This is a genomic window from Paenibacillus phytorum, assembly GCF_013141715.1.
GTDB lineage: Bacteria > Bacillota > Bacilli > Paenibacillales > NBRC-103111 > Paenibacillus_E > Paenibacillus_E phytorum.
In genome coordinates, this window is record NZ_WHOA01000099.1 from 80,137 (window position 1) to 103,938 (window position 23,802).

Here is a 23,802-nt window from a genome sequence, read left to right on the forward strand (position 1 = left end):
TGGCTACCTCCTCCTCTTCGGATTAAAAGCGTCCTGCAATCCATCGCCCACCAGATTAAAAGCAAGCATTGTCATCGATATGAAAAACGCCGGATAGAACAGCCGCCACCATTGGCCTGACAAAATGGTCGACAGACCGTCATTGGCCATGACGCCCCAGCTTGCCAAGGGAGGCTGAATACCTAGGCCAAGAAAGCTTAAGAATGCTTCTGCGAAGATGGCTGATGGCACCGAGAACGTCATTTGAACGATTATGACTCCTAGCGCGTTGGGCAGCAAATGTTTGCGGATAATATAACCCGCGCCTCCGCCTAACGTCCTTGCCGCCAGCACATACTCCGATGATTTTAAACTAAGCACTTGCCCTCGTACGATGCGTGCCATTCCGATCCAGCCTGTGGCACTTAAAGCCACGATGATGGTCAATAGGCCAGGGCCCATGACGACCATCAACAGGATGACGACAAGTAAATAAGGGATCCCGTACAAAAGATCAACGAACCGCATCATGAGATTGTCGATCCGTCCGCCTAAGTAACCGGCGATGCCGCCATATATAATGCCGATTACAAAATCGATTAAAGCAGCCATGAGACCGATAAATAGCGAGATGCGTGCTCCATAAAGGATACGGGCATAGACGTCGCGTCCAAGTTCATCTGTCCCGAACCAGTGGGCTGCCGATGGTTTTTGATTGGCATCGAGCAGCACCTGTTTCGAGTAGCTATGGTCGGTAAGGACCGGTCCAAAGATGGCCAGCAGCGACATTAATAGAACGATGATTAACCCCGCCATGGCCAGCTTGTTTGCACGAAGCCTAATCCATGCTTCCTGCCAGAACGACAGCCGTATTCGGACAATCGCTTCAGCCGTACCTTTATTCTTGCTCATTGGGACAAATAAGGAATCTGGAACGTTCATCCTACCCCTCCTTCCTGTGCAGCTTGATGCGTGGGTCAATGATGCCATAGGCGATATCTACCAAGAACATCATAAAGACTAATAGAGCGCTATAGAATACTGTCGTGCCCATAATAAGTGAGTAATCCCGATTATTAATGCCATCAACGAAATATTTGCCCATTCCCGGAATGGCGAAAATCTTTTCGATAACGAAGCTCCCTGTAAGAACGTTAGCCACCAAAGCGCCGAGTAAGGTAACGACCGGAAGTACCGCATTGCGAAGTGCATGCTTCAAGACAATCGTTGCGGGCGACAAGCCCTTGGCCCTTGCCGTTTCGATGTAGTCTGCGGTCAATACCTCGAGCATGCTGGCTCTTGTTAATCTAGCAATAATCGCTAGAGGTCCTGTAGATAACGCAAGTGCAGGCAGGATGACATGTTTCCAGGTTCCCCAAGTAGCTACCGGGAGGAGCTTCCATTCGACGGCTACATATTTGATCAGCAAGGTCGCCACAATGAAGTTGGGTACCGCAATGCCAATAACGGCAAAGATCATTGCGAGATAGTCTATGATTCGGTTCTGCCGGAGTGCAGCGACTGTGCCGAGTGCGATACCGGTCACGATAGAAATAAGGATGGACACGATACCGAGCTTAAACGAAACCGGAAATCCCCTGTCGATCATGGAATTGACGGTGTCGGGAAAGTGGCCAATGGACGGTCCAAGGTCCAATGAAAGCAGCGATTTTAAATAAAGCACGTACTGAGTCGTAATGGGTTGGTCCAAATGATAAAATTCCATCAAGTTCTGAACCGCCGTCGGATTCGAATTCTTGCCCTCCTTTTCGAAAGGCGAACCCGGAACAGCATGCATCAGTGCAAAAGTAACCGTAATAATTAGCCACAGTGTGACAATCATGGAGATAAATCTGCGAAGAATATATTGTGCCACGCTATCACCCACTCCCGCTTTTTAACAAAATGCCGTTCTCATCGCCAATTCCGTCATGACCAACATGGCTCGGTAGGCTTCTAGAATATTTTTAGCCTGAAAAGTAACAAATGGGCTATTATCATCAATGGTCGTACCCGGCATCAAGTGTGCCCACTCCGCTTGACCATAGTTGGCAAATTCAATCTTCAGCACCGGATGTTCTGGAGGTACGAGCGGCTTGACCTTACTGCGATTAGCCAATGCTTCCTTCGTTTTCTCCCGGAGCAGCTGCCCGCTTTTTTCCGGGGTTAGGCACAAAGCCGAAGTCCGGGAAATCCGTCTTTTTACAATCGCTGTCGTGATTCCTGGAATAAGCTCCTCCGCTTCAATCGCAGTCTCATCGTCCCCAGCTACCAATAGAACAGGTACGCCGTAATGTCCGGCAACATAAGCATTAAAACCCAGCTCGCCAATTACTCGATCATTAATGTACATATTACGAACGCCGAAGATCATCGTATGGCTTAGTACCCCTTTGGTAGCCGCTCTAGTGTGATAACCTAGAAAAGCCGCTCCTGCGAAAGAGGCGTCTAACCCCTGTACCATAGAAAAAGGCTTCACATCACCTGAGATCAACTGTGTTTCGGGATGGAGCTTCTCGATCAACAGATTGTTCATTTTGGAGTGACTATCATTGACAATGACTTCTTTGCAGCCTTCATCAAAAGCGGTTCCTATCACATGATTGGCTTCTTCCGTCATGATGTGCTGCCCGCGTGTGTAGTTGTACTGCTTAGAATCGATAAACGTGTTGTCGACAAGCCCCGTGATGCCTTCCATATCAATGGAAATATACAGTTTCATAGATTATCCTCCCATAGTGTAGAGTTGCAAAAACCCAGCAAACAGCCATGGGAACATTCCTCCCAAGAGACTATTTGCTGGGTTTTATTTACGGGTATGTTTCCATACGGATAAATAAAGCAGCTTACACTGTACCGGAAGATTGGAAGCCCAGCTCTTCCCGGCCGTTAAGTGCTAATTTATATTTTTTTTGTGCGTCTTTATACGCTACAATCAGAGCCTTTTGGGATGATCCATGATATCTGCGTCGGATTTCCTCCGTCACCACATCAAGGAGCAGCATATTGTGACCGATAAAGATCGAGCGGACAAAATCCGATGTGAGCGGAATTGTAGATGAACATCCTGCATCGATAATTTTATGGCTGGTGGTATCTACGACAAGTCCGATAAAAAATGCGTTGTACTGCTGAGTAATAGGATTGTTCACGGAAGCTTGAGCGTCGCCGATAACATAAATTGTGTCTTTGTCGTATAGCAAACGACCACTCTCCTAATTAGCATTCTGATCGGTTTCCGAGCGGGATGTGGGAAGGGTGGTGCTTCCTACGACCGCCAGAAGCTAGAACACTAATGATGTAATATATTCTAACATCGAATTAACATGTTGTAAATAACGAATCACTTACTAGGCGAAAGTGGCATGCAATAACCGAGCAAGTTCTTCTTCTGCCTCAAAATAAACGCCCTGTTCTTTTCTTTGGATAAGGCCGTTCATGAGTAGAATGAAGCCCCATTTTTCCTGTTTATGAAAATACATATCGCTAAGCAGTCCATAAGCATCACCGGAATGTCCAATAAGTCTGTGCCCCGGGATCAGATCGTCTGTAATCTGAAACTGGAGCCCGCAATTACGGAAGAAGCCATCTTGCCTATGCCCCGACCAATGAGGGAAGTGCATGAGATCCACCGTTTCTCGCTTCAAAATTTGAACATCGTTCAATTTACCCGCGTTCGTATGCGCTTCCAAAAAGCGCGTCAAGTCATCTACATTTGTGCGCAATCCGCCTTGAGGGCTGAAAAGCGCTCCGTTGGTGCCCGGAACATATCCGCTGTAATCGATTGCGTCCGGTTTTCTTCCACGAAAATCGTCCGTTCCTACAATAAATTGATCATCGACTTCGGAATATTCATACAGCACAGCAACGGAATCCATATCATTCAGATCGCCGATATGAAAACTCGTCTCATTCATTTGAAGCGGTTCGAACAGATGCCACTTGCAAAATTCGTCAAAACGTTCATTCGAAAGCCGTTCAACGACAGTTGCTAGAATGACGGCACCCAGATTTGAGTATTCAAAGCAATCCGGATCCCCGGGCTTCCCTTCTCCCCAGAGGTTGTCCGTGAAATAAGTCCCGTCTGGCAGCAAAATATCCGCAAGACGTTTTTGGGGCGGGTTCTCACTTCGCGAGTCACCGACAAATCGAACATATTCATCATGCAGCCCCGAAGTATGGGTCATGATGTGCTTGAGCGTTATCGGGTTATCTGGATACTTTGGACTACGCACTGGAAACCCGAGTAGGTCTCCTACATCCTGATCGATACCGCATAAGCCCTTCTCCACAAGCTGCATAATCGCTGACGCGACCACTGTCTTTGAAATTGAAGCAATCCGGAAAATGGTTTGAGTCGAAACGGGTATGCGCCTTTCCACATTCGCCCATCCATACCCTCCACTCCATATCTTACGCCCTTCGTAAATCATCGAGGCTGCTAGACCAACGATCCGATGCTTGTCCATAATCTGTTGGATCCGTTCATCCAAAGATTTCAAGGCGATCCTCCTTTGTCCTTTTTTGGCAAAAGAATTTATCGATATATTTCCATTATAATAAAGTCTATTCCTGCTGTGTAGCATTTTTTTTGTTAGGAAAACATGGGCTTAGTGTGCAATACACAAAAACAGTCAAACCTCGACAATTACCGATAGCTTGACTGTTTTATTAGGATTATGTTAGCAATGCATTTATTTATCTATATTAATTATTAATATCATTAAATTTGTATATTGCTTGTTTACTTCAACTTTGCGCTCCAAGGCATATCAACTTCACCAAATCCATCTGCACCTTTAATCTGTTCCTGTTTTGCAAGTCCGATTTGATTGGCGTAGTAATCCAACATACCAAAAACCGTAAAACGATGAAATGCAACATCGAAGGATGGTTCATTGCGAACATCAGGTCTAATCCTTCTAAGAGTGATTAAAGCCGTGCCTTCTCCATCTCCATTCTCGTTTACAGGCACATTAAACTTAATGAACTCATTAAATCCATCGGCCACAGTAATAACAGTCAATACACCCATTTTCTTTATTTGAAAACGCGGATCAATTGGCGTATTTATTTTGACACTCCACTCCCCTTTTTTGTCTGTTAATCCATTTGCTACAATGATACCGTTACTGTCAATCACAATTAATCGTGCATTAGGTATTGATTTAAGTGCTTTATCACTGAATGGTTTCTCCTTCGTTCCGTAGCCATCCAGAACAAATGTAACTTTAAAATACATTTTCGCTTCAACCGTACCACTTGTCGGAATTGCTTCAGCGTAATCATTTGAAGAAAACAGAAGAATAAGAGTTAGCACGATACTCCTAATACACCGATAAATCAATTTCATCACCTTTTCCCAAATCGTTAGTTCTGTAATGCTTTATTTTAAGAGGTCTTGATAATTCGGTGGAAAGTCTTTTTTGTTGGGTCCCTTCAAATGTTCAAATTTCACGAGTCCCACAGTAGGAGTTGCTTCAAGTGTAATCTGAAATTCAAACCCTCGAAACCCATTTAATCGATCTATATGTTTAACACTTTTTCGGGCTTTTTATTTGCTGCAGCAACACAAGAAATTTGCCACGTAATTAATGATGCTATGATTAGAACACAAACAATGACCCATTTGTTTCTCATTGATAATCCCCCTTTGTTAAACTACATTGATAAGTTTTCCAAAAGGAATGATATTCATCACATTAACCTGTCCTTTATCACAAAAAAAGCAGGTCGCCGCGGCGCTTGCTTCATTAGCGTTTTATATTAGTTAACGTTCCTCATAGATTCATATTAGCATTAAACCCAACCCGAACGACCATCGCCCACTGCGCGCTTTGAAGAGTCTCAACAATTGAAGAGTAAGAGAACATCTGTTGCTTATCATTACCCTGCAACCCCCAAACTATCGTACTTTCATCAAGCGGGACTTTTTCCTTCTGTTGCAATCTCATCTCCCCTGTCATGTTGATCCCAGCTGGTTTGTCAACTCTTACAGCCGTACTGGCATAACCACTTTCGGAAACAAATGCATAAACCAGTTCGCTATATACAGTTCCACTCGGATCATGACGGTCCTGAAACGAATATACGAAATCTCCGTCATATTGATAATTACCTTGATTGTTTTTTTCCTGAAAGGTCGTTCCCATACCACTCGATATATTTGTTTTCACGCCGTTCTTCCAGTATTCAATGTTAACTTCTACCGTTTGATAAGGACCTTCGTAATGTAGTGCGACTGCCCCTGACATCAGGCCGAGTAAAGGCTTAAGTTTCTTGTTTTCATTTCCGTCAAATAACGATTCTGGAGAGGCTAACCATGTCGAAGCGTCTGTTTTGTTATCTATTGATATTGCAAAATCCTTAACTTTACGGTTTACAGCATCATGTACAACGGCCAAAGAGATCGTGCCCGCAATGACAATTAACACAAGTATTCCTGTAAACTTATTTGCTCCCATATATTCCCCCCATTCCATTAACCCTTCAACATAATACCATAATTTGTAATATAAATGTGATATTACTACCTCTGGATCACACATTATGCCTGATCACGTGACTTTTAGCCCTCCCTACTACTTAAAAAAACACCAATAAAACATAAATGATGCCCTACAGTTAAAAATCCATTCTGATATAATCAAAAATTGTAAGCGATTACATTTTGAATAATGGGAGGAATTATTAATGAATTTAAAAGTAAAGGCATCTTCACGATTACTACTGTCTATCGCATTGGCCGGCGGTTGCTCGCTATGGGGCGCAGGCACAACGAACGCCGCCACTATCAATTGCAGTACGAGTTCTTGTTTGACGAACGCTTTGGCAAACGCCATGCCCGGAGACATTATTGTACTGGCTGCGGGTGTCACATTCAACGGCCAGTTCACTGGTGCTGTGAACGGAACTTCATCCGCACCGATCACTATCAAAAGTGCCAGTTCCTCGAGCAAAGCGATTTTGAAAGGTCCAAGCACCAGCAGCGGTTACGGCCTGCATGTGACAGGTGATTATTGGATGGTTCAAAACATCAAGGTAACCAACTCGCAAAAAGCCATCATGCTCGATAATTCCAACCATACGACAATCGACGGAGTGGAGGTATATAATATCGGTGCAGAAGGTATACATTTCCGTGACGGCAGCTCTTACAACACGCTGAAGAACTCGAACATTCACGACGTAGGCAAAGTGGATCCAGGCTATGGTGAGGGAGTGTACGTCGGTTCAGACGAGGCAGCCTCTTACAACCACACAGTCAAGAACAATTCAATCCTTAACACGACGATCGGTCCAAACGTCACCGCCGAGCACATTGACATCAAAGAAGGTGCAGATGGCACCCTCGTTCAAAATTGTACATTTAACGGTACAGGTATCAACGGAGCCAACTCAGCAGACAGCTTCATCGATTTCAAGGGAGTTAATTCCAAGATTTACAATAACACCGGTAATCGCAACGGTAACAGCAATATCGCAGATGCGTTTCAGAACCGCATTCACGGCTCCAGCTATCCAACAGGCACGAATAATGATTTCAGCGGCAACTCGGTCAATCTCAACGGCATCGGTTATATCGTCAACGTAGCTTCCGGCAGTGCAAAGGTGCATGCTAACACCCGCTCCGATGGCTCTTCAATGCTGTACAACGGAAATTACACAACCTATTAATTATTATTAGCAAAAAAAAGAAGCTCAGTTGTTCAAATACACTGAGCTTCCCATGTTTCGAATAGGATTTACTTCCCTTTTATTGTTGTTCACTATAACCATTTTCGCAAAAAAGATATACTTTCTTTGCGCATTTCTTCCGTTTCTATATGTCCTACGTCGTATCTTAATAATTTCCACGCATCGGTTGCATTGTGATCTAAGTATACTTTCTTCAGTTCGTTATCAATTTTGGTCAATCCTGCGTATGGAGTCAATTTATCAAGATTGCCTGCTAAGCTCAAATGAGGACGAGGAGCGATCAATGCATTAATTTGTGCTGTTGTAAAATGGTTTAATAGATCAGGTACATAATAATATACGCCGTGTCTATCTAAACCACGTTCGTCTAGTAATGCCCCATAATCCGTCAGGCAGCATATATCGATGGTTACTTTAATTCGCGTATCCAAAGCAGCTAACCACCAGGCCATTGTACTTCCCATCGACATGCCCAATGTGCCGACTCGGTTAGGATCTACATCAGGCCGGGATACGAGATAATCTAGTGCACGTAAGCTATCATACACCATCATTCCCCACATGTTTTGACCTTTCCATAGCATTTCCTTAAACGTCTCCGTTTCGGTTCGATCGCTTCTCTCTCCGAAAGCCCAACAGTCAATGCACAGAACTGAAAACCCTTGTTGCGTAAGAGTTTCGCCATAAGATGGCTTTTGCATATAGGGAGCGGGCGTTAATAATTCATCCTTCCCGACGGTGTAGAATCCGCCGTGGGAATGGTTATATAGGATGGTTGGCGCTTTACTCCCCGCTTTCTTGGAGCGCAGGAAATAGGCGGGAACCGGTTGAATCCCATTGAGTTCCAACAACAGCTTTTCCAATATATAATTCTCATGCTCTTCCTCATGTATTTTAGTAACCTGAATAAACTCCACGTTGGTTGGCAGTTTACCGAGCAGCCCATATAATTGATCTCTACGTATCTGGTTATTCATTGTTCACCGCATCATTCATCTGAATAGCTATGGCATATACAGGAAGGATGACAAGAATGAACATGACCAACAGCTTTGTGAAAATGGAAAACCACCAATTTTGCCAATTTAATCGCATGGACATCGTGAAGCCCCTCTTTCTCAAATCCTAAGAATCGATCCATCATATTTGACAGAGTTATTCGACAATTAACTACGCTTTCCTCTTACGCAAAAAAATCTGCTCGAGCATTCGAATAGCTCGAGCAGACAATTTAGTTTTGTGTATTTCGTTTATGTAATGACTACTAAAGACTGATTTCCACAACACTGTTCTCCGATCTAGATCGTTCTGCGGCAAAGCCGATTTGGTGGCCATAAATCGATTTCTCCAGAGCTGTCGAAGACAGAGAAGGTTTTTCTCCCCGTAAAGTACGAACAAAATCTGCAACCAACCGCAAATCGCCGCCACCATGCATGTCAGCTGCTACATTAAGCTCGATACGTTCTTCCTTGTATACATGACCGGACCTTGTATCCGGTTGCCTAACCAAGAAGTAACCATCTTCCATCGTGCCGGAAATTTCGCCTTTGGTCCCCGTGATATGAATCGTCCGGCACGGCTTGGAGGTGGCGCCAGTTAGATTGTGCGATGCCGTACTTCCGTCTTCGAATTCGATGATGACCGTTTGATGGTCGACAACATCGTTATCGCAGCGCCATACACAGCGTCCGTATGGATTAGACGTACGCAACGATTCGATTTTTTCTTCGTGGGTAGGGACTGTACCTAGGTGCATATTGTCCCATGCATAAATACCCCACAACTCTTGTTCCATATACATTTTCTTGGCGGAATACGTACATGTGGCTTCAATCGGACAATCAACAAGACACCTTGTACCAGCGCCTTCCGGAGCTTTATCCGCACGAAACTGGAATAATCCGCCAAAGCTGCTAACTTTCTTCGGTCGTATACTGCCTTTCATCCAAGAAGTCATATCTAAGTAATGGCAGCATTTGGCTAATAACATGGAGGAATCACAGTTCGCTATACTATTCCATTTCCCCCGTACGAAAGAAGTCGCCATATGGTGGTAGCTGACATTTTCCTCTGTCTGAATGGCGATGATATCCCCGATGATTCCGCTTTCGATTTGCTTGCGGATTTCCAAATAAAAAGGTGCATAACGCATTACATGACAAATCATCACAGTACGATTATAGGAGTTCGCTGCTTCGTACAGTTCAAATACTTCCGTTTCACTTACGCCGATCGGCTTCTCTAACAGAACATCGTATCCCGCCTTCAATAACGGCAACGTTGTCTCCAGATGGAACCGATCCATCGTTCCATTAATAGCGGCATCCGCTAATTTAGGATGAACAACAAGCTCCTCAACGGATGCAAAGCAATGTTCCGGAGAAATACCAAAGCGTTCTGCTGTTAATTGTCGACGCTCTGGGTTCGGCTCAACAACGCCAACGATTTGTAATTCATCTGGATACTCTAAAGCATAAGAAGCATAAATCAGACTTCGGTTTCCTGCGCCGATAATGACAGCCTTAATAGGCCGAGCCTCGGACATAAGGGATGTATCCAATTTAACATGCATATGCTCGTTATCCCCCCTCGATTTAAACAATATAAATTTGCGGATTTTGACGGCGGCATTCTTCCATTACCCACATCTGCTGTCGTACCTGCTGCGGTGTGATTTCTAGCGGAGCGCCGTTGCATAAAGTACGGTAAAGCATCAAATATAATTTCTCCGTCATATGGTCAAACGCCGACTTGCCTTCTGGGATCGATACGTCCCAACTTTCAGAGTGCCAAGTTAATGTCTCTTTACAGTAAGCGGGCATTCCATTGCTGTCGAATAGCGGTTCTTTCGTCAACTTTTGATCCGGTGCTTCCTCCGGTTTGAAATATTTCCATTCTAGTTTCCCAGCAGTACCGTGGAGACCGCCATTCGTGCCTTGAATATTAAATTGCTCATTAGGGAACGCAGCGCACGATGATATTTCAAGATCAATTGTCGGATAACCTTGTTTTCTGAGTATCAGCTTCACATAGTCTTCTGCATCCCCAAACGTATTCGTTCGATCCATCATACACGTTACTTGAGGTAATCCATCGCTTCCGAACAATTGCAGCGCTTGATCCAAAGGATGCGGTCCGGTGTTCATAAGGTTGCCGCCATTGTTGCTTTGCAGCGTCTGCCAATCCCAACGACGAGCGAAGCCGTTCAAGGAGAAATCAATCTGGACGATACGGCCTAGCACGCCGGAATCTATCACTTTTTGAATCTGGACAAAAGCAGGCTGATAACGGGATTGCTGAAATACCGCCAATATTTTACCTGATCGCTTCGAAGCTTCAATTAGTTGATCCACTTCTTCCACTGATTTGGCTAGCGGTTTTTCGCAAAGCACATGAAAACCCTTATTTAACAACTCCAGGGTGATAGGGAAATGCAGATGACTTGGTGATGCGTTGACGACTAAATCCAGCTCCTCGTTCGCAACCATTTCCTCCCAGGTATCATAGGCTTTGCAGCCATACTCCTGTTCCGCACGCTTCTGACGTTCTGGAATCGAATCGGCTACGGCGACAATCGTATAATATTCCTTAATTTGAACGAGCAGATTGCCATGAATGTCGCGACCGCTGCGGCCTTGTCCGATAATACCAACCTTCAATACCTTTTGACTCATAAATGGTACACCTCTTTCTTTGTCAATTTACTGATTATTGCCGAATGTTTTCTTATATTCCGTAGGTGTGATTCCGCAACGTTTCTTGAAGGTTCGGATAAAATGGCTCAGATGATGAAACCCGACCTGAAAACCGATCTGTGTAATCGTATGCGTATCGCGCCGGATAAGCTCCATCGCCCTCTCAATCCGTACCTCAGTGACGAAATCTACAAACGTTTGTCCTGTTTCTTTTTTGAACTGATGGCTGAAATAAGCTGGAGCCATATTCGCAATGAATGCCCCATGCTCCATCGGAATATCTTGACTGTAGTTATCATAAATGTATCGTTTCACATCATCAATCGGATGTTGGTCCGCAAGTGCTGGTTGTTTGGCAGGCTTCCGCTTCGCCTTTCGGTATTCGCGGTCGACTAAGATCAGCAACTTGGCTAAGTTAAGCAAGATCGAGTGTTCGAATCCGACTTCACGATGCTCGTATTCATCCTGAATATCCTGAAGGAGCTGCTCGACGAAAATCTGCTTGCTTTTCCCGAAATGAAGCCAAGATTGGTGTATGAAAGGAATCTTGTAGTCCTCGTCGGAATGCTGAAGTAAAGGATTTAGTGTATCGGAAAAGGGCTTTAATTGCTCCTGTACTAGACTAGGTATAAAATCGACAAGCACCACTTCGAACTCTTTATCCTCGATCGCACTCAGACTATGCCCAATATTGGGAGCAATGATGAAAATATCGCCTCTGCTTACTGTAAGCGACTTTCCGCGTACTTGATGATTGCACACCCCGCGAAGGACATAAACGATCTGAACATAATCGTGACTATGCATGGGCTGCTTCAGCAGACTGCTGGAGTAACGCATGATTTTAAAAGGAAACGCTTTATTAAGCTGATCCTTGCTTTGATAAAAGGGTATTTCCCCTTCCATCCCCATATCACTACCACCTACAATCATTTCATTATGATGGACTCATCAGCTTCTTCACGAATTGAAAATCGTGTGCCAATCGTTCATAAGCGGGAAACGGTGCATGGCATTCCAAAGTAACCCAACCTGCATAGCCCGTTTCGAGAAGAGCCTCAAACAACGGCTTATGATCAGCCTCTCCCTCACCTAGACGACATTGAAGGAACATCTCTTCACCACGGTGGGTGACATTGGTAAATGTGCCTGGAGCACCAACTTCACTGACACGCAGCTCATCCTTGACATGCACATGAAATAAGTGCTTGCCCAATTTCAATACGGAATCGCGGCCGTAATCGGTGTCAGTTATATACATATTTCCCGCATCATGGATCATGCCAATATTATCGTAAGCGATAAGGTCAAGTAGACGCAAGCTGCTATCTACGGTTTCGATGAGTGATTGATTATGAATTTCCATAATAATATCGACTTTATGTGCATTCGCTTCTTCCGCACATCGATTGAGCCAGTAAGCCGCCTTAGCGTAGTGGTAATCTTGTGCCTTAAAGGCATTTGGACCACCTGGTGAAACACGAACCATCGAGGAACCTAGCTGATTTGCAATGTCAAGGAGCCTTTGAAACTCGTCGAACGTCTGTTGGCATTCTTTATCGCTTGCCGTAGAAAACCCACCTGTATAGGTGGCCAAAACAGGAATCTCGAGATTCAAGCTTTCGGACAATGCTTTAATTTCATTGATCCGGGGTTGACTGATCGATGAGGATAGATGGTGCTCACGGACAGCGATTTCAATGCCATCCATGCCTAGTCGTTTAGTGAGCAGCATCGCCTCTTGAATGCTATGCTCCATAAATACGCCACTAAATGCCGCGAACTTCATTATGTTTCCTCCCTTAAGAAGACTTGTTTGCCCGACTTAAACGTACGTTCCAAACGAATTCGGCTTCCTTCTCTACGGAACAGAACCAAATCGGCCGGAGCTCCTGGAGTCAGGCCCGCAGCAGTAGGCAGCTTCATAAAACGGGACGTTCTTACTGAAGCCATGTCCCAAGCATCCGCTAACTCAGCAAGATTCCGATTCGTTACATGCTCAATGCCCCTAAGCAGCATTTGCGCCGATCCAGCTAAGAGGTTCTCGTTATCAGCGAGATGCAGCTTGCCCTCCGGTGTTAAAACGACGGAACCGCCAATGTGTGATGTGTAAGTACCCGCCGGCAGTCCACTTAGTGAAACCGCATCACTTACCAGCATGGCTTGAGCACCTTTCACTTTAAACACAACCTTCAGTACTTGATCGGGCAAGTGGAAGCCATCAGCAATCACACAACTCCATAACCGGTCCTGAGCTAATTGCTCCCAAATATAATTAGGATGGCGCGGCATCATCAGGTGAGCACCATTGCCAAGATGAGTTGACATCCGGGCGCCTGCTTCCACCGCTTCTGCTATTTGTTCCGGTGTTGCGGATGTATGCCCGATCGAAACCGTTACGCCGTTTTCCGTACATTTGGAGATAAATTGAGCGCTGTTTGGCCATTCTGGTGACAGAGTGATAATCCGGATTCGTCCACCGGATGCTTCCTGCCAACGGTTAAACAACTCCCAATTCGGCGGTCTTACATAATCACAATTGTGTGCTCCGCGAGCGCCGTCATTCGGCGAAATGAACGGACCTTCCAGATGGATTCCGGCAATGCCATGATCTGCAACAGGATCCTGCCGGCATGCCAAAGCTATCGATTCCAAAGCCTCTTGAATGGCTTGATCACTATTAGTTATGACCGTCGGAAAGCAGGATGTCACCCCTTCCTGCCAAAGCTTGCGAATCACTTCACCAACCATCTTGTCAGGATACGGCACTTGATTAAAATCATGACCTGCATAACCATTAATCTGCAGATCGACTAGTCCTGGAGCGACAATCGCCAGCTCTGACGTATCTCGGTTCTCCGATTTGACCGGCTCTATGCTCTTGATAACCCCCTGCTCCATGCAGATCGAGACAGGCTCACCCGTTGCATAATGAATGGCCTTCAAGTTCATGTCTTTAATTCCCATAAGAATCCCTATCCACATAAAGGGTACAATCCGGATGTTTCCGCAATATCGTTGACGGACATTCGATTGAGATTGATCCATTAAGCGTACGCTCGACCGCTTTGCGTTTCGTAGGTCCGGGAACAACGCAGAACAAATGTGAGCCTGAGAGCAAGGCCGGGATAGTCAACGTTAGCGCATGGGTGGGGACATCCTCGAATGAAGGGAAACAACCGTCATTCACCTGCTGCTGCCGGCAAGCATCATCCAGTTCTACAACTTTGATAACCTGCGGATCGTTAAAATCGGCTACTGGTGGATCGTTGAAAGCGATATGCCCGTTCTCACCGATTCCGAGACAAACGATATCGATAGGAGCCTGCAGCAGCAGTTCTCCGTAACGGCGGCATTCTTCTTCGCTCTCATTTGAGCTGTCAATCAGATGCACCGTACCCGGCTTTACTTGATCAAACAGGCGCTCACTCAAAAAACGGCTGAACTTTTGCTCCGCATTTAAAGGCAGACCGTTATATTCATCCATATGAAAGGCTGTAATTCGGGACCAGTCAATGGATTCATCCTCTGATAAATACTTCAAAACCTCATTTTGTGACGGCGCCGCTGCAAAAATGATTCGAATGCCATGTTTTACGGACAGCAATTGCTTGATCCTTGCGGCAACTTCAGCGCCTGCGGCAGCCCCTAGAGCACGACGGTCGTTATATACGTTAACCTTCAAAGAATCGACCGTTTGTTTAAAGACGATTGGTAATTCATTCATATTTCCATACTCCTCTCGATCATCCGAATGGCTATGCGAAAGAGATCATTCTAGATGCCATTATTCCATGTGGAGCTGAACACCTTTGGCCGAGCTTTCATAGATGGCTTCAACTAATTGCACAGCTCGTAATCCGTCTTCGCCAGTAACGAGGGGTTCTATACCGCTTTCGATAGATGCTATCACATCAATAAACTGGCTTTGATGAAAATCGGAAACAATACTGCGAGGATCAGATACCCCTCCGTAAGTTCTCGCTTGCGTCCAATTGGGCTCGCTTCTGCCTGGAACTGTCCAGTGTACGATGGTAGAACCTTCCAACTTGATTGTGCCTTTTTCGCCAAAGAGATTGATTGTTGCCGGGAACCCAGGTTGGATGTTGGTTGAAGCCATAATCGTGCCGAAAGCGCCATTTTTAAATTGCAGAATCGCCAGCCCCAAATCTTCCACTTCTATTTGATGTGTTTGAGTGGCTATTTTACCGTAGACCGTATGAATCTCTCCGGCAAACCAAAGCAACAGATCCAAAATGTGTATACCTTGATTCATAAGAACGCCACCATCTTCGGCAATCGTCCCCCGCCATTCGGCTTCGTCGTAATACGCTTGCGTCCGAGAAAATGACAGTGATGTTTCCACGAGTAGAAGTCTGCCAAGAGCCCCTTCATCAAGCACACGTTTGACTGCTTGATGTTGGGCTTCAAAGCGCCGTTGAGAGATAACGGACAGTGTAACTCCACGCTCTTTTGCCGTGCGTACAAGTTTTGCAGCATCATGCGTGTTCATCGCGATCGGTTTTTCCAAAACTAGATGCTTTCCAGCGTTCAAAACGTCTAGCCCAATGCGGGCATGACTTCCGCTTGAAGTCGTCACACAGACGATATCTACATCCGGACTATGGATCAACTCTTGATAATCGGTCGTCCAAGCGCAATTCTCCTGCTTCGCAATCGCTTTCACTCTTGCTTCTTTACGGCTGGAAACAAAGGTTAAGCTTGCGTCCTCTATCTCGCGGATTGCCTCGATATGAAAGTCAGCGACGGATCCACATCCAATAATGCCAAATCTCCACGTTGTCATAGTGTTATACCTCACTTAGAAGCGCACGCAGCGCATCGAGTGTCATACGAGTACCCGTCATCTGACTGCCACCCTCAGGAATGAAATGCGTTTCGATGGTGAAGAGTCCATCATATCCGTCTGCCAACAAAGCTTTGAGATGTGGAATCACAGGTACACTGCCTGAGCCAAGTGGCACACAATAAGCTTTACCGTCTGCACTTACATAAGCATCCTTAAGGTGAACATGAGCCAATGTATCCCTCATGAATCCGTAACCTGCCGGAAAAGCTTCACGACCGCCGTATGCCTCGTTGCCCGGGTCCCACAATCCTCTTAAAGCGGATGAATCGACACTGCGCACAATGGCAGCAACTTCTTCCGCAAAGCCGCCATTGCAGGATGGCTCATTCTCAAGCAAAAGCTGCACGCGTTCTCGCTGGGCTTCTTGAACAGCTTGGCGCAGATGATGGACAATATCTTCCCTATAGAGCTGCGGATCCGCTTCACGCCAAAAAGAAAAAATACGAATCCGTGTCGTGCCTAGCAGCTTAGCTAGCTGGATCACGCGTTTCAGCTTGTCAAAGTGCGCATCCACGCTCTCTTCTTTCTGGCCGAAAGTGTCTCCAGTGGCAATCGGTCTGCTCGGATCCAGCGCACATTTAAACAAAGGAGAGGCAATAGTGGAAATGAATAACCCGCGGGCTTCAACCTGACGCCGGACTTCCATTGCTTGATCGTCATTTAGAGTGACGACATTCAGTCCGTTAATGACACGGACTTCAACATGCTTTAAACCCTGTTCGACTGCCCAATCCAACGCTTCCTCGAAATTAGCTGAAACCTCATCCGTCAAAACTCCCAATCGTTCCAACATCAAAATGTAAATCCCACCATTCCTTTTGTTCTATCCACAGTGCATTGCCTTCTTGTTTCTTGATTCTTATCATATCAATTAAGTTTTATGAAAAGTTGACGTTTTTTTCGAAGTATATTTACATTTTTTAAGCAATACACTCCGCTACGAGTTTGACATTAGCTACAACATGTTGTCCAGAATTGGCAAAGGAGATATGTTCTTCTCTTGAGCAAAAAGACAAGAACATATCTCCGTAAAATAGTCTATATTGTTTCAATAAGCGCATTATGGAGCATTACCATAATTCACTATAATCCAACCAGCACTTGTTTTTTTCAAGTAAAAAATATGAGGAATACTATCAGTAAATTTTCCATCCAATTCACTTATATAATAGCGATTGCTTCCGTCTTTATCGATAAAGTCAGCGTTATTTACGATATATGTTGTTTCTAAATTGCCTATTTTTTTCTGTATGGCTTGTTCTGGTGTTCTAGAATAAATGAAGAGAAATAGAAGCAAATAAACAATAAAAACGAGAGTACCAAATACAAGAGCAGATTTAAAAAGAAATTTAACCATATAGTTCTTCATCTTGACCTTCAAGGAATTATTTGCATATTGGAGATTCCCAATAATAATTTGGACTTTCTAATCAAATAGAAGGTTCAATATTTCTTAGATATTACACGGTCATGCAAAAAGATACCTGGTCGGAAATCAATCCGCAGGTACCTCTGAATGTTCTTATCTTGAACTAGCTTCTACCGTCTCCGGCTCTCCCCAAGTGAACACTTTGACGCTGACCAACGGCTTCGGTTCGCCTTCGAATTTGCAGCTGAATGACAACGTCTGTCCGCCGTTCCGAACGATCACCGCATCCACCGACGTTTCCACTGTTTTCTGCAAATTCCAGTTTAGATCGTAAATTTTGCCAGTCCGGTCTCCATCGCAAACAAGATATTGATTTGCGAGAACTTCCGTTTCAAAAGTCATATAAACACCGTTCGCAAAAAAGGCCGGCCGTTTCACCGAAGCATCGTCATTGCCGTACGAAGGCATCACTCGCAAGATGAACTTGAGCGGCTGATCGGCATGGCGGTTATAAAACGTCCAATCCGCTCCACCGGGCTGCCCAGGCTGCAGCTCTGCCGGATTACACACGAACGGCTTAGAGATAGAGACCGGATACAGACTCCATCGTCCTTCGCCCTCCGACCGCAAATGCCAATCACCTTTCGGGTCGCGCAGCCGTTCCTGCTGTTCTTCTGTAAATGCTCCGGCCTGTCGAGCCATTTCCCATTGACTTACTGACTCAAGCAACTCGTTAATGTTGCCGTTACGCTGAAGTACGCCCATGTCAGCTACGAGCGCGAAACCGGCGTTAAATCCGGCCGCTTTCGATAACACCCATTCGATTTCGTCCAGAACAGTCGCTTCAAATTGATCGGTGGCTGAACGGACGAGAAACCAACCAAGCATCGGCGGAATAAAGTTCCGGGCAAAAAAACGCTGATTACTGAGCCGCCACTCAAGCTGGCCTTCGCGTGTTGCCGCTCCCCAAGGCTCTCCCCAGTTGAAGCGCGTGAAAATATGCCATAAATAATTCGGAACAACTATACTTGCGTCATTGATCACTTCTTCTCCCCAGCCTTCGTAACACATCTTCACGAATCGATTCACACCATAACCGTCGTGTCCGGATGCGTAGCAGCCTTCCAGTCCATCGAATGAAATTTGTTTGAGTCCCGTCTTTCTGAACAGCTCAGCAATACGCTGGCAATATTCATCCTGAAGCTCAAGTTTAGGGAAAAAGACGTCGTACCCGTGATCCCACAATCGGCTGATTTCCGTACCTGCTTCATGCGCATAAGCCGCCGTGCCGTTCACACCGCGCCGCACGCCGAGCAGCGTCCATGGCGCGCTCTCGGAGATCGCATCGTATTCAATCAGCTCGCTGCCGATTCGCGCTGAACGTCGGTACAAATGCGCCGCAAACGGGCGCGGATTGTCAAAAACCATAACCTGGTCGTCCATTCCGACCGGTTCAGTCAGCCTTGCCACCCCAACTGCTTGCAGCCGCTCGTCCGGCACAGGCGTCACATACGGATCGTTCAGTGTCGTAAAGTTAGACAACGTATGAAGGCCGACGTGAACGCCCATACACTCCGCCAATTCAACGCAGTTTTTCAGTCCGTCATCTCCGTTAGGAAAACTGTGCGGCTTTAAGGAAAAATGGCCCCATTGCCCGAACGGATCGGGATGATAGACATATTTCAGACCGGCCTTCATCGTATATTGAACAGCCTCCGCCATCGTCGATTCGGAGAAGTCGGTGATCAAATACGACTGGTTCGCCGAAGGCGACGTTTTCCCCCAGACACCTTCGATCGTCGGATGCGGCAATCCTTCCCCTAGCTCGACCGCTTCGATCGTATCCAGCACCCGGTTCGCCTCGCAACCGAACATAGCGATTGACGAGCCCACAATTTCCGCTTCTCCCCCGCCTATCGCAGCTACTTCAATGTCCGGCAAATTCCAAACCGGGCGCCTTGTGGCTTTGGTCCGGTTTCTCGTGAACAATTGCAGTAGGCTTCCTTCACTCGAAGGCCACGCTGCACATGATTCATATTCAAACTTGGCATCCTCAAATGATTGATCGGCGAATTGCAGCTTTTCTGCCTCCATGGGCCAGCCGCCAATCGTCTTCACATTTAACGCCTGAATGCCGATCGCAAACTGCCCGTTATGCACAACGCCAACCGCCTCGCCAATCGAACCGGCAATCGTTGTCACATAGGGTCCCCAAACGACTGCATCCACATCAGCTCCATCGATGAACGTCACTGCGAATGTCATATACAATTCCTTTACCCTTATCACAACGCCTACCTTAGCACCGCTTTCCTCAAATAGAAACGTCAGCACGCCACTGCCTACTTCATAATCTGCCGTCAAAGGCGCTTCCAAACGCCCGTCGATTATAACACGTAAGAGAGGTGTTGCATGTGCCGCCGATGCGTACGATTTTCCACTGACCGCATTGGTCATATCTGTGATTTGGCCTTTTCCGTCTAGTACTATTGTCAATTTTCCAGCTTGCCATGAATACATCTTTCTCTCATCCCTTTTCGAGTTTAGTTGTCCAACGTAAAGCCTTAAATTCGAATGTCCTCCCCAATTCTTGCGAATTTGGAAAGGACACTCAAATCAATCTTATTTTTTCAAGTTTTTGTCGTATACTTTTTGCGCTTCTTCGAGCACTTGATCACCACCCATTTTCTTCCATTCGGTTACAAAGTTATTGAAATCATTCAACGACTTGCGACCGGTAATGAAGTCGATATACGTTCGCAGCGTAAACTGTTTCAGCTTATCTTGTGTTTCGTTGTAAATCGGTTTATTAAACGGCGCCAAAATATCGATGTTTCTCGTTCCTTTCGCACGCGTGTCCTTTGCCAGCTGTCGCAAGTTTTTTTCCGAAGTATACGACGTTTGGAAATCATAATCGTTGAACGAACCGGCCATCGAATAGCCGCCTAGACCTGCTTTTTTACGTTCTTTCTCATCCGTATAAGGCGCAATATATTCTATTGTTCCATTGTCGCTTAATTTCCATTGCTTACCTTTTTCGCCGAAGTTCATTTTTTCGTAAACTTCAGGTTCGAATTGGGTAGCTTCGAAAACTTGCATATATTTGACCAGTTTGTCTTGATCTTTCTCCAATTGCTTACCGAACATGACGCCAGAAGCATACGCCGGGTTATATTGCGACATGCCGTATTTGCCGTCTGGTCCTTTAACGCCGCCAACAATCGCAAAGTTGAACCCCGGATGGTTTTTAGCCAGCTTGTCATGCCATTGATCTCCCCCAAGGAATGCATTGCCCGGCAAGAGCGTCCACCAATAATATTCGATGGCACCGATTTTGTCGGTAAGTACTTTGTCCTCGACGTTATTGCCCTTGTTGACAACAAACTCAGGGTCAATCAGCTCGTTTTTGTACCAACGGTTCAACACTTCAAGTGCTTGCTTCGCTCCAGGCTCGATTTCACCACGAACGATTTTGCCGTCTTTTTCCCGGAAAATATTCGGATAAGCGTCAAATGCGCCGAACACCGAACTGAACATGCTTTCGATATTGTCGCCTGAAGATGTAATGCCGTACGTGTCTTTTTTGCCGTTACCGTCTGGATCTTCGTTGCGGAACTTCATCAAAGCGGCTTCCATTTCTTGAAGCGTTTCCGGCGTTTTTGTGATACCGACTTTAGTCAACCAATCTTGCCGAAAGGCCAGCTGCAAACCGTCGATGCCAATATCCCAGATGACTGGCAAGCCATAAATTTTACCGTCTCTTCTGACGTATTTAAATGGATCGTCTCCGAGAAACCGTTTTAACCAGCTCATGTATTTCGGCATATTTTGCTCGATTAGCTTTTGCGGGATTTCTGCCGCTACGTTCTGTTGAAGGAACTTGTCGTATTCCGTGAACGACGGCTCTTTCCACCAATCAGGAATTTCGCCCGAAGAAATCATTAGATTCAGTTTTTCTTTCATTGCTTCACGTGTGGCTGAATTAAAATCGATATCGATGCTAAATTTTTCTTTAAGCGCATTTACGCCGACGGAATCCGGATTTTGATTTTCATCTAGGTTCCAAAACGTCAGCTTCATTTTGGGCTTCGGTTTCTGTCCGCTATCCGTGGACTCGGAACTTTGTTTTTTTCCACTATCGGCAGTATCTCCGGATGATTCGCTTTTGGTGCACCCTGCCATCACGGACATGATCAAAACCGCGGACAAGGCTCCAGACAACCAACGTTTTTTATTCAATTTTAACCAACCCTTTCTTTTCTTTTATGATTCTATTAATAGGGAAGATTACCCTTTAATAGCGCCAATCATAACGCCTTTGACAAAATACTTTTGTATAAACGGATATACAATCAGCATCGGAATAATCGAAAACATCACAACCGTCGCTTGCAGCTGCCTGCCGGAAAACTCCGTTTTGCTGCCTATATGTTGAATGACACTGTTAATATCCGTCATGTTGTTTTGAATAATAATTTTGCGCAAAACGATTTGCAGCATCTGTTTATTGGGATCGGAGATGTAGATCATGCTGTCAAACCATGCGTTCCAATGGCCAACCCCTACCCATAAAGCAATCGTTGCCAAAACTGGCTTCGATAATGGAATGACGATTTGAGTGAAAATCCGCAAATATCCGGCACCATCAACCCTAGCTGACTCCTCCAGCTCATCAGGAATCGATCGGAAAAAGTTGCGCATTATCAATACGTTAAATGCTCCAATCATGCCTGGAATGACTAGTGACCAAACCGTGTTAAGCATGTGCAGTTCCTTGATGAGTAAATACGATGGGATTGTACCCCCGCCGAACAGCATCGTGAATAAAATGAAGCTAGTGAACGTTCTGTTGAAGGGCAAATCCTTCTTCGCAAGCGGGTAAGCCGTGATCGCCGTGAAAAATATGGACAATACGACACCGATAGCCGTTCTAACCATCGTATTCTTGTAGCCCATCCATAACGCATCGAACTTGAAGGCTAGCTTGTAGCTATCGAATGTCAGTTGTGTAGGCAGAAATATGATCCCAGATGAGTAAGCTGCGCTTTTGGCTCCCCCACCGTCCAAGGAAATAACAACCTGGGTCCAGAATGGGTACAATGTGCAGAACATAATGCAAGTCAAAATGACGTATAAAAGGACGTCAAACATTTTGTCGCCTATCGATTTTTTCACATTTATCATCTTTCTCGCTCCTTCACCCGACAAACTACCATATGGCGTGCTCCTTTCCGCCGATCCATTTAACGATACGGTTTACGGCAATAATCAGGAACAGAGCGACGACCGATTTGAACAACCCAACCGCTGTGGCATAACTGTAATTCAGCTCAATCAACCCTTTGCGATACACATAAGTGTCAATAATATCGGATACGTTATACACTTTGGCATTATACATATTGAATATTTGATCGAAACCCGCATCCAGAATGCCGGACATAGACAAAATCAGCATAATCGCAATGATTGGAACGAGCATTGGGATGGATATGTAAATCATCCGCTTGAACCGCCCCGCCCCGTCGATAACAGCCGCTTCGTACAACTGCGGGTCAATGCCCGATATCGCTGCAAAATAAATGATCGAACCCCAGCCAAACCCTTGAAAAATGCTCGTAACTACGAGGATTGTCCGAAAGTAGCGGTCGTCCGCCAAATATAACATCGGATCGCCGCCAAATAGTTTCACGATCGCATTGATCGGACCGTCCAGCGAAAATATCGTAAAGAAAATGCCGGCCAAGACGACCCACGATATAAAATGCGGCAAATACGAAACCGTCTGTACTACTTTTTTAAACTTCATATTCGAAATTTCACTCAGCAAGAGTGCGAAAACGATTGGTACCGGAAACCCGAACACGAGCTTGTATAAGCTTATGACAATCGTATTTTTCAATACCGTGTAGAAATACGAATCATGGATGATTTTCTCAAAATGATAGAGTCCTGCCCAAGGACTGCCGAGAATGCCCTGCGTAATTTTAAAATCTTTAAATGCCAACAACACGCCGATCATCGGAAGATAGTGAAAAATGAAGTAATAGATGATCGCCGGGATCATCATGATGAGCAGCACGCGGTATTGCTTGTATTTTTTGGTCTTTTCTCGCTTTAGCGTTCGATTCGTGCTGACGGTCGCCACAGTTTCGTTCATTGCTGTCTTTCCCTCCTTCATGTAAACGCTT

General features: G+C 45.5%; 23 protein-coding genes. 1 reads left to right on the top strand and 22 read right to left on the bottom strand.

Translation table 11 applies throughout. The annotated features are described in order from the left end of the window. Window positions 1–3 precede the first annotated feature (3 nt). From GC098_RS15450 to GC098_RS15480, 7 genes are all read right to left on the bottom strand, one after another. Complete coding sequence (locus GC098_RS15450; RefSeq protein WP_171644031.1) at window positions 4–921, bottom strand: ABC transporter permease; 918 nt, start codon at window positions 919–921, stop codon at window positions 4–6. 1 nt (window position 922) lies between these two features. Continuing rightward, a complete protein-coding gene (locus tag GC098_RS15455) occupies window positions 923–1,855 on the bottom strand; it encodes an ABC transporter permease (protein WP_171644032.1) in 933 nt (310 codons plus the stop codon). Window positions 1,856–1,876: 21 nt separating this feature from the next. Continuing rightward, window positions 1,877–2,701 (bottom strand): D-aminopeptidase DppA, encoded by an 825-nt coding sequence (gene dppA / locus GC098_RS15460; RefSeq protein WP_171644033.1) that lies wholly within the window; start codon window positions 2,699–2,701, stop codon window positions 1,877–1,879. A 124-nt stretch (window positions 2,702–2,825) separates the two neighbouring features. After that, window positions 2,826–3,182: a DUF3870 domain-containing protein gene (locus GC098_RS15465; RefSeq protein WP_057301354.1), complete on the bottom strand. Its 357-nt coding sequence runs from the start codon at window positions 3,180–3,182 to the stop codon at window positions 2,826–2,828. Between the two features lie 147 nt (window positions 3,183–3,329). Continuing rightward, window positions 3,330–4,481, bottom strand: a complete 1,152-nt coding sequence (locus GC098_RS15470; RefSeq protein WP_171644034.1) for a serine hydrolase domain-containing protein — start codon at window positions 4,479–4,481, stop codon at window positions 3,330–3,332. A gap of 242 nt (window positions 4,482–4,723) precedes the next feature. Continuing rightward, the gene (locus GC098_RS15475; protein ID WP_171644035.1) at window positions 4,724–5,299 is read right to left on the bottom strand and encodes a hypothetical protein; all 576 of its coding nucleotides are present in this window, start codon (window positions 5,297–5,299) and stop codon (window positions 4,724–4,726) included. A gap of 460 nt (window positions 5,300–5,759) precedes the next feature. Beyond that, window positions 5,760–6,443, bottom strand: a complete 684-nt coding sequence (locus tag GC098_RS15480) for a hypothetical protein (protein ID WP_171644036.1) — start codon at window positions 6,441–6,443, stop codon at window positions 5,760–5,762. 229 nt (window positions 6,444–6,672) lie between these two features. Here GC098_RS15480 and GC098_RS15485 point away from each other — a divergent pair, with 229 nt between their 5' ends. Next, window positions 6,673–7,656, top strand: a complete 984-nt coding sequence (locus tag GC098_RS15485; RefSeq protein WP_171644037.1) for a right-handed parallel beta-helix repeat-containing protein — start codon at window positions 6,673–6,675, stop codon at window positions 7,654–7,656. Between the two features lie 92 nt (window positions 7,657–7,748). Here GC098_RS15485 and GC098_RS15490 read toward each other — a convergent pair whose 3' ends face one another. The 15 genes from GC098_RS15490 to GC098_RS15555 all read right to left on the bottom strand — a co-directional run bounded on the left by GC098_RS15490 (window position 7,749) and on the right by GC098_RS15555 (window position 23,771). After that, the gene (locus GC098_RS15490) at window positions 7,749–8,654 is read right to left on the bottom strand and encodes a dienelactone hydrolase family protein (protein ID WP_171644038.1); all 906 of its coding nucleotides are present in this window, start codon (window positions 8,652–8,654) and stop codon (window positions 7,749–7,751) included. After that, entirely contained in the window at window positions 8,647–8,778 is a 132-nt protein-coding gene (locus GC098_RS40825; RefSeq protein WP_281367055.1) for a hypothetical protein, read from the bottom strand. The genes GC098_RS15490 and GC098_RS40825 overlap by 8 nt, the downstream gene beginning before the upstream one ends. Window positions 8,779–8,941: 163 nt before the next feature. Then, entirely contained in the window at window positions 8,942–10,249 is a 1,308-nt protein-coding gene (locus GC098_RS15495) for a Gfo/Idh/MocA family protein (protein ID WP_171644039.1), read from the bottom strand. 22 nt (window positions 10,250–10,271) lie between these two features. Then, window positions 10,272–11,351 carry a Gfo/Idh/MocA family protein gene (locus tag GC098_RS15500; RefSeq protein WP_171644040.1) on the bottom strand — a complete coding sequence of 360 codons (1,080 nt, stop codon included), beginning with the start codon at window positions 11,349–11,351 and terminating at the stop codon, window positions 10,272–10,274. A 27-nt stretch (window positions 11,352–11,378) separates the two neighbouring features. Continuing rightward, complete coding sequence (locus tag GC098_RS15505; RefSeq protein WP_216625287.1) at window positions 11,379–12,305, bottom strand: AraC family transcriptional regulator; 927 nt, start codon at window positions 12,303–12,305, stop codon at window positions 11,379–11,381. A 4-nt stretch (window positions 12,306–12,309) separates the two neighbouring features. Continuing rightward, window positions 12,310–13,161 carry a sugar phosphate isomerase/epimerase family protein gene (locus tag GC098_RS15510; protein WP_171644042.1) on the bottom strand — a complete coding sequence of 284 codons (852 nt, stop codon included), beginning with the start codon at window positions 13,159–13,161 and terminating at the stop codon, window positions 12,310–12,312. After that, the gene (locus GC098_RS15515; protein WP_246358625.1) at window positions 13,161–14,357 is read right to left on the bottom strand and encodes an N-acetylglucosamine-6-phosphate deacetylase; all 1,197 of its coding nucleotides are present in this window, start codon (window positions 14,355–14,357) and stop codon (window positions 13,161–13,163) included. Before GC098_RS15515 ends, GC098_RS15510 begins: the two co-directional genes overlap by 1 nt. Further along, window positions 14,329–15,099 (bottom strand): glucosamine-6-phosphate deaminase, encoded by a 771-nt coding sequence (locus GC098_RS15520; protein WP_171644043.1) that lies wholly within the window; start codon window positions 15,097–15,099, stop codon window positions 14,329–14,331. Before GC098_RS15520 ends, GC098_RS15515 begins: the two co-directional genes overlap by 29 nt. 60 nt (window positions 15,100–15,159) lie before the next feature. After that, window positions 15,160–16,179, bottom strand: a complete 1,020-nt coding sequence (locus tag GC098_RS15525; RefSeq protein WP_171644044.1) for a Gfo/Idh/MocA family protein — start codon at window positions 16,177–16,179, stop codon at window positions 15,160–15,162. Window positions 16,180–16,183: 4 nt separating this feature from the next. Then, window positions 16,184–17,035 (bottom strand): sugar phosphate isomerase/epimerase family protein, encoded by an 852-nt coding sequence (locus tag GC098_RS15530; protein WP_171644045.1) that lies wholly within the window; start codon window positions 17,033–17,035, stop codon window positions 16,184–16,186. 267 nt (window positions 17,036–17,302) lie between these two features. Continuing rightward, a complete protein-coding gene (locus tag GC098_RS15535; RefSeq protein WP_171644046.1) occupies window positions 17,303–17,611 on the bottom strand; it encodes a YjcN family protein in 309 nt (102 codons plus the stop codon). Window positions 17,612–17,764: 153 nt separating this feature from the next. Further along, entirely contained in the window at window positions 17,765–20,131 is a 2,367-nt protein-coding gene (locus tag GC098_RS15540) for a hypothetical protein (RefSeq protein WP_171644047.1), read from the bottom strand. 102 nt (window positions 20,132–20,233) lie between these two features. Continuing rightward, window positions 20,234–21,850, bottom strand: a complete 1,617-nt coding sequence (locus GC098_RS15545; protein WP_171644048.1) for an extracellular solute-binding protein — start codon at window positions 21,848–21,850, stop codon at window positions 20,234–20,236. Window positions 21,851–21,898: 48 nt separating this feature from the next. After that, entirely contained in the window at window positions 21,899–22,795 is an 897-nt protein-coding gene (locus tag GC098_RS15550; RefSeq protein ID WP_171644049.1) for a carbohydrate ABC transporter permease, read from the bottom strand. Between the two features lie 25 nt (window positions 22,796–22,820). Beyond that, entirely contained in the window at window positions 22,821–23,771 is a 951-nt protein-coding gene (locus tag GC098_RS15555; protein WP_171644050.1) for an ABC transporter permease, read from the bottom strand. Window positions 23,772–23,802 lie beyond the last annotated feature (31 nt).

What these genes read in the sequence shown, in the direction of transcription:
- GC098_RS40825 (WP_281367055.1), bottom strand. Translation starts at nt 8,778, where the DNA reads ATGTCCATGCGATTAAATTGGCAAAATTGGTGGTTTTCCATTTTCACA.
- GC098_RS15500 (WP_171644040.1), bottom strand. Translation starts at nt 11,351, where the DNA reads ATGAGTCAAAAGGTATTGAAGGTTGGTATTATCGGACAAGGCCGCAGC.
- GC098_RS15490 (WP_171644038.1), bottom strand. Translation starts at nt 8,654, where the DNA reads ATGAATAACCAGATACGTAGAGATCAATTATATGGGCTGCTCGGTAAA.
- GC098_RS15550 (WP_171644049.1), bottom strand. Translation starts at nt 22,795, where the DNA reads ATGATAAATGTGAAAAAATCGATAGGCGACAAAATGTTTGACGTCCTT.
- GC098_RS15495 (WP_171644039.1), bottom strand. Translation starts at nt 10,249, where the DNA reads ATGCATGTTAAATTGGATACATCCCTTATGTCCGAGGCTCGGCCTATT.
- GC098_RS15505 (WP_216625287.1), bottom strand. Translation starts at nt 12,305, where the DNA reads ATGATTGTAGGTGGTAGTGATATGGGGATGGAAGGGGAAATACCCTTT.
- GC098_RS15510 (WP_171644042.1), bottom strand. Translation starts at nt 13,161, where the DNA reads ATGAAGTTCGCGGCATTTAGTGGCGTATTTATGGAGCATAGCATTCAA.
- GC098_RS15525 (WP_171644044.1), bottom strand. Translation starts at nt 16,179, where the DNA reads ATGACAACGTGGAGATTTGGCATTATTGGATGTGGATCCGTCGCTGAC.
- GC098_RS15530 (WP_171644045.1), bottom strand. Translation starts at nt 17,035, where the DNA reads ATGTTGGAACGATTGGGAGTTTTGACGGATGAGGTTTCAGCTAATTTC.
- GC098_RS15515 (WP_246358625.1), bottom strand. Translation starts at nt 14,357, where the DNA reads ATGTGGATAGGGATTCTTATGGGAATTAAAGACATGAACTTGAAGGCC.
- GC098_RS15480 (WP_171644036.1), bottom strand. Translation starts at nt 6,443, where the DNA reads ATGGGAGCAAATAAGTTTACAGGAATACTTGTGTTAATTGTCATTGCG.
- GC098_RS15540 (WP_171644047.1), bottom strand. Translation starts at nt 20,131, where the DNA reads ATGTATTCATGGCAAGCTGGAAAATTGACAATAGTACTAGACGGAAAA.
- GC098_RS15450 (WP_171644031.1), bottom strand. Translation starts at nt 921, where the DNA reads ATGAACGTTCCAGATTCCTTATTTGTCCCAATGAGCAAGAATAAAGGT.
- GC098_RS15535 (WP_171644046.1), bottom strand. Translation starts at nt 17,611, where the DNA reads ATGAAGAACTATATGGTTAAATTTCTTTTTAAATCTGCTCTTGTATTT.
- dppA (WP_171644033.1), bottom strand. Translation starts at nt 2,701, where the DNA reads ATGAAACTGTATATTTCCATTGATATGGAAGGCATCACGGGGCTTGTC.
- GC098_RS15520 (WP_171644043.1), bottom strand. Translation starts at nt 15,099, where the DNA reads ATGAATGAATTACCAATCGTCTTTAAACAAACGGTCGATTCTTTGAAG.
- GC098_RS15485 (WP_171644037.1), top strand. Translation starts at nt 6,673, where the DNA reads ATGAATTTAAAAGTAAAGGCATCTTCACGATTACTACTGTCTATCGCA.
- GC098_RS15555 (WP_171644050.1), bottom strand. Translation starts at nt 23,771, where the DNA reads ATGAACGAAACTGTGGCGACCGTCAGCACGAATCGAACGCTAAAGCGA.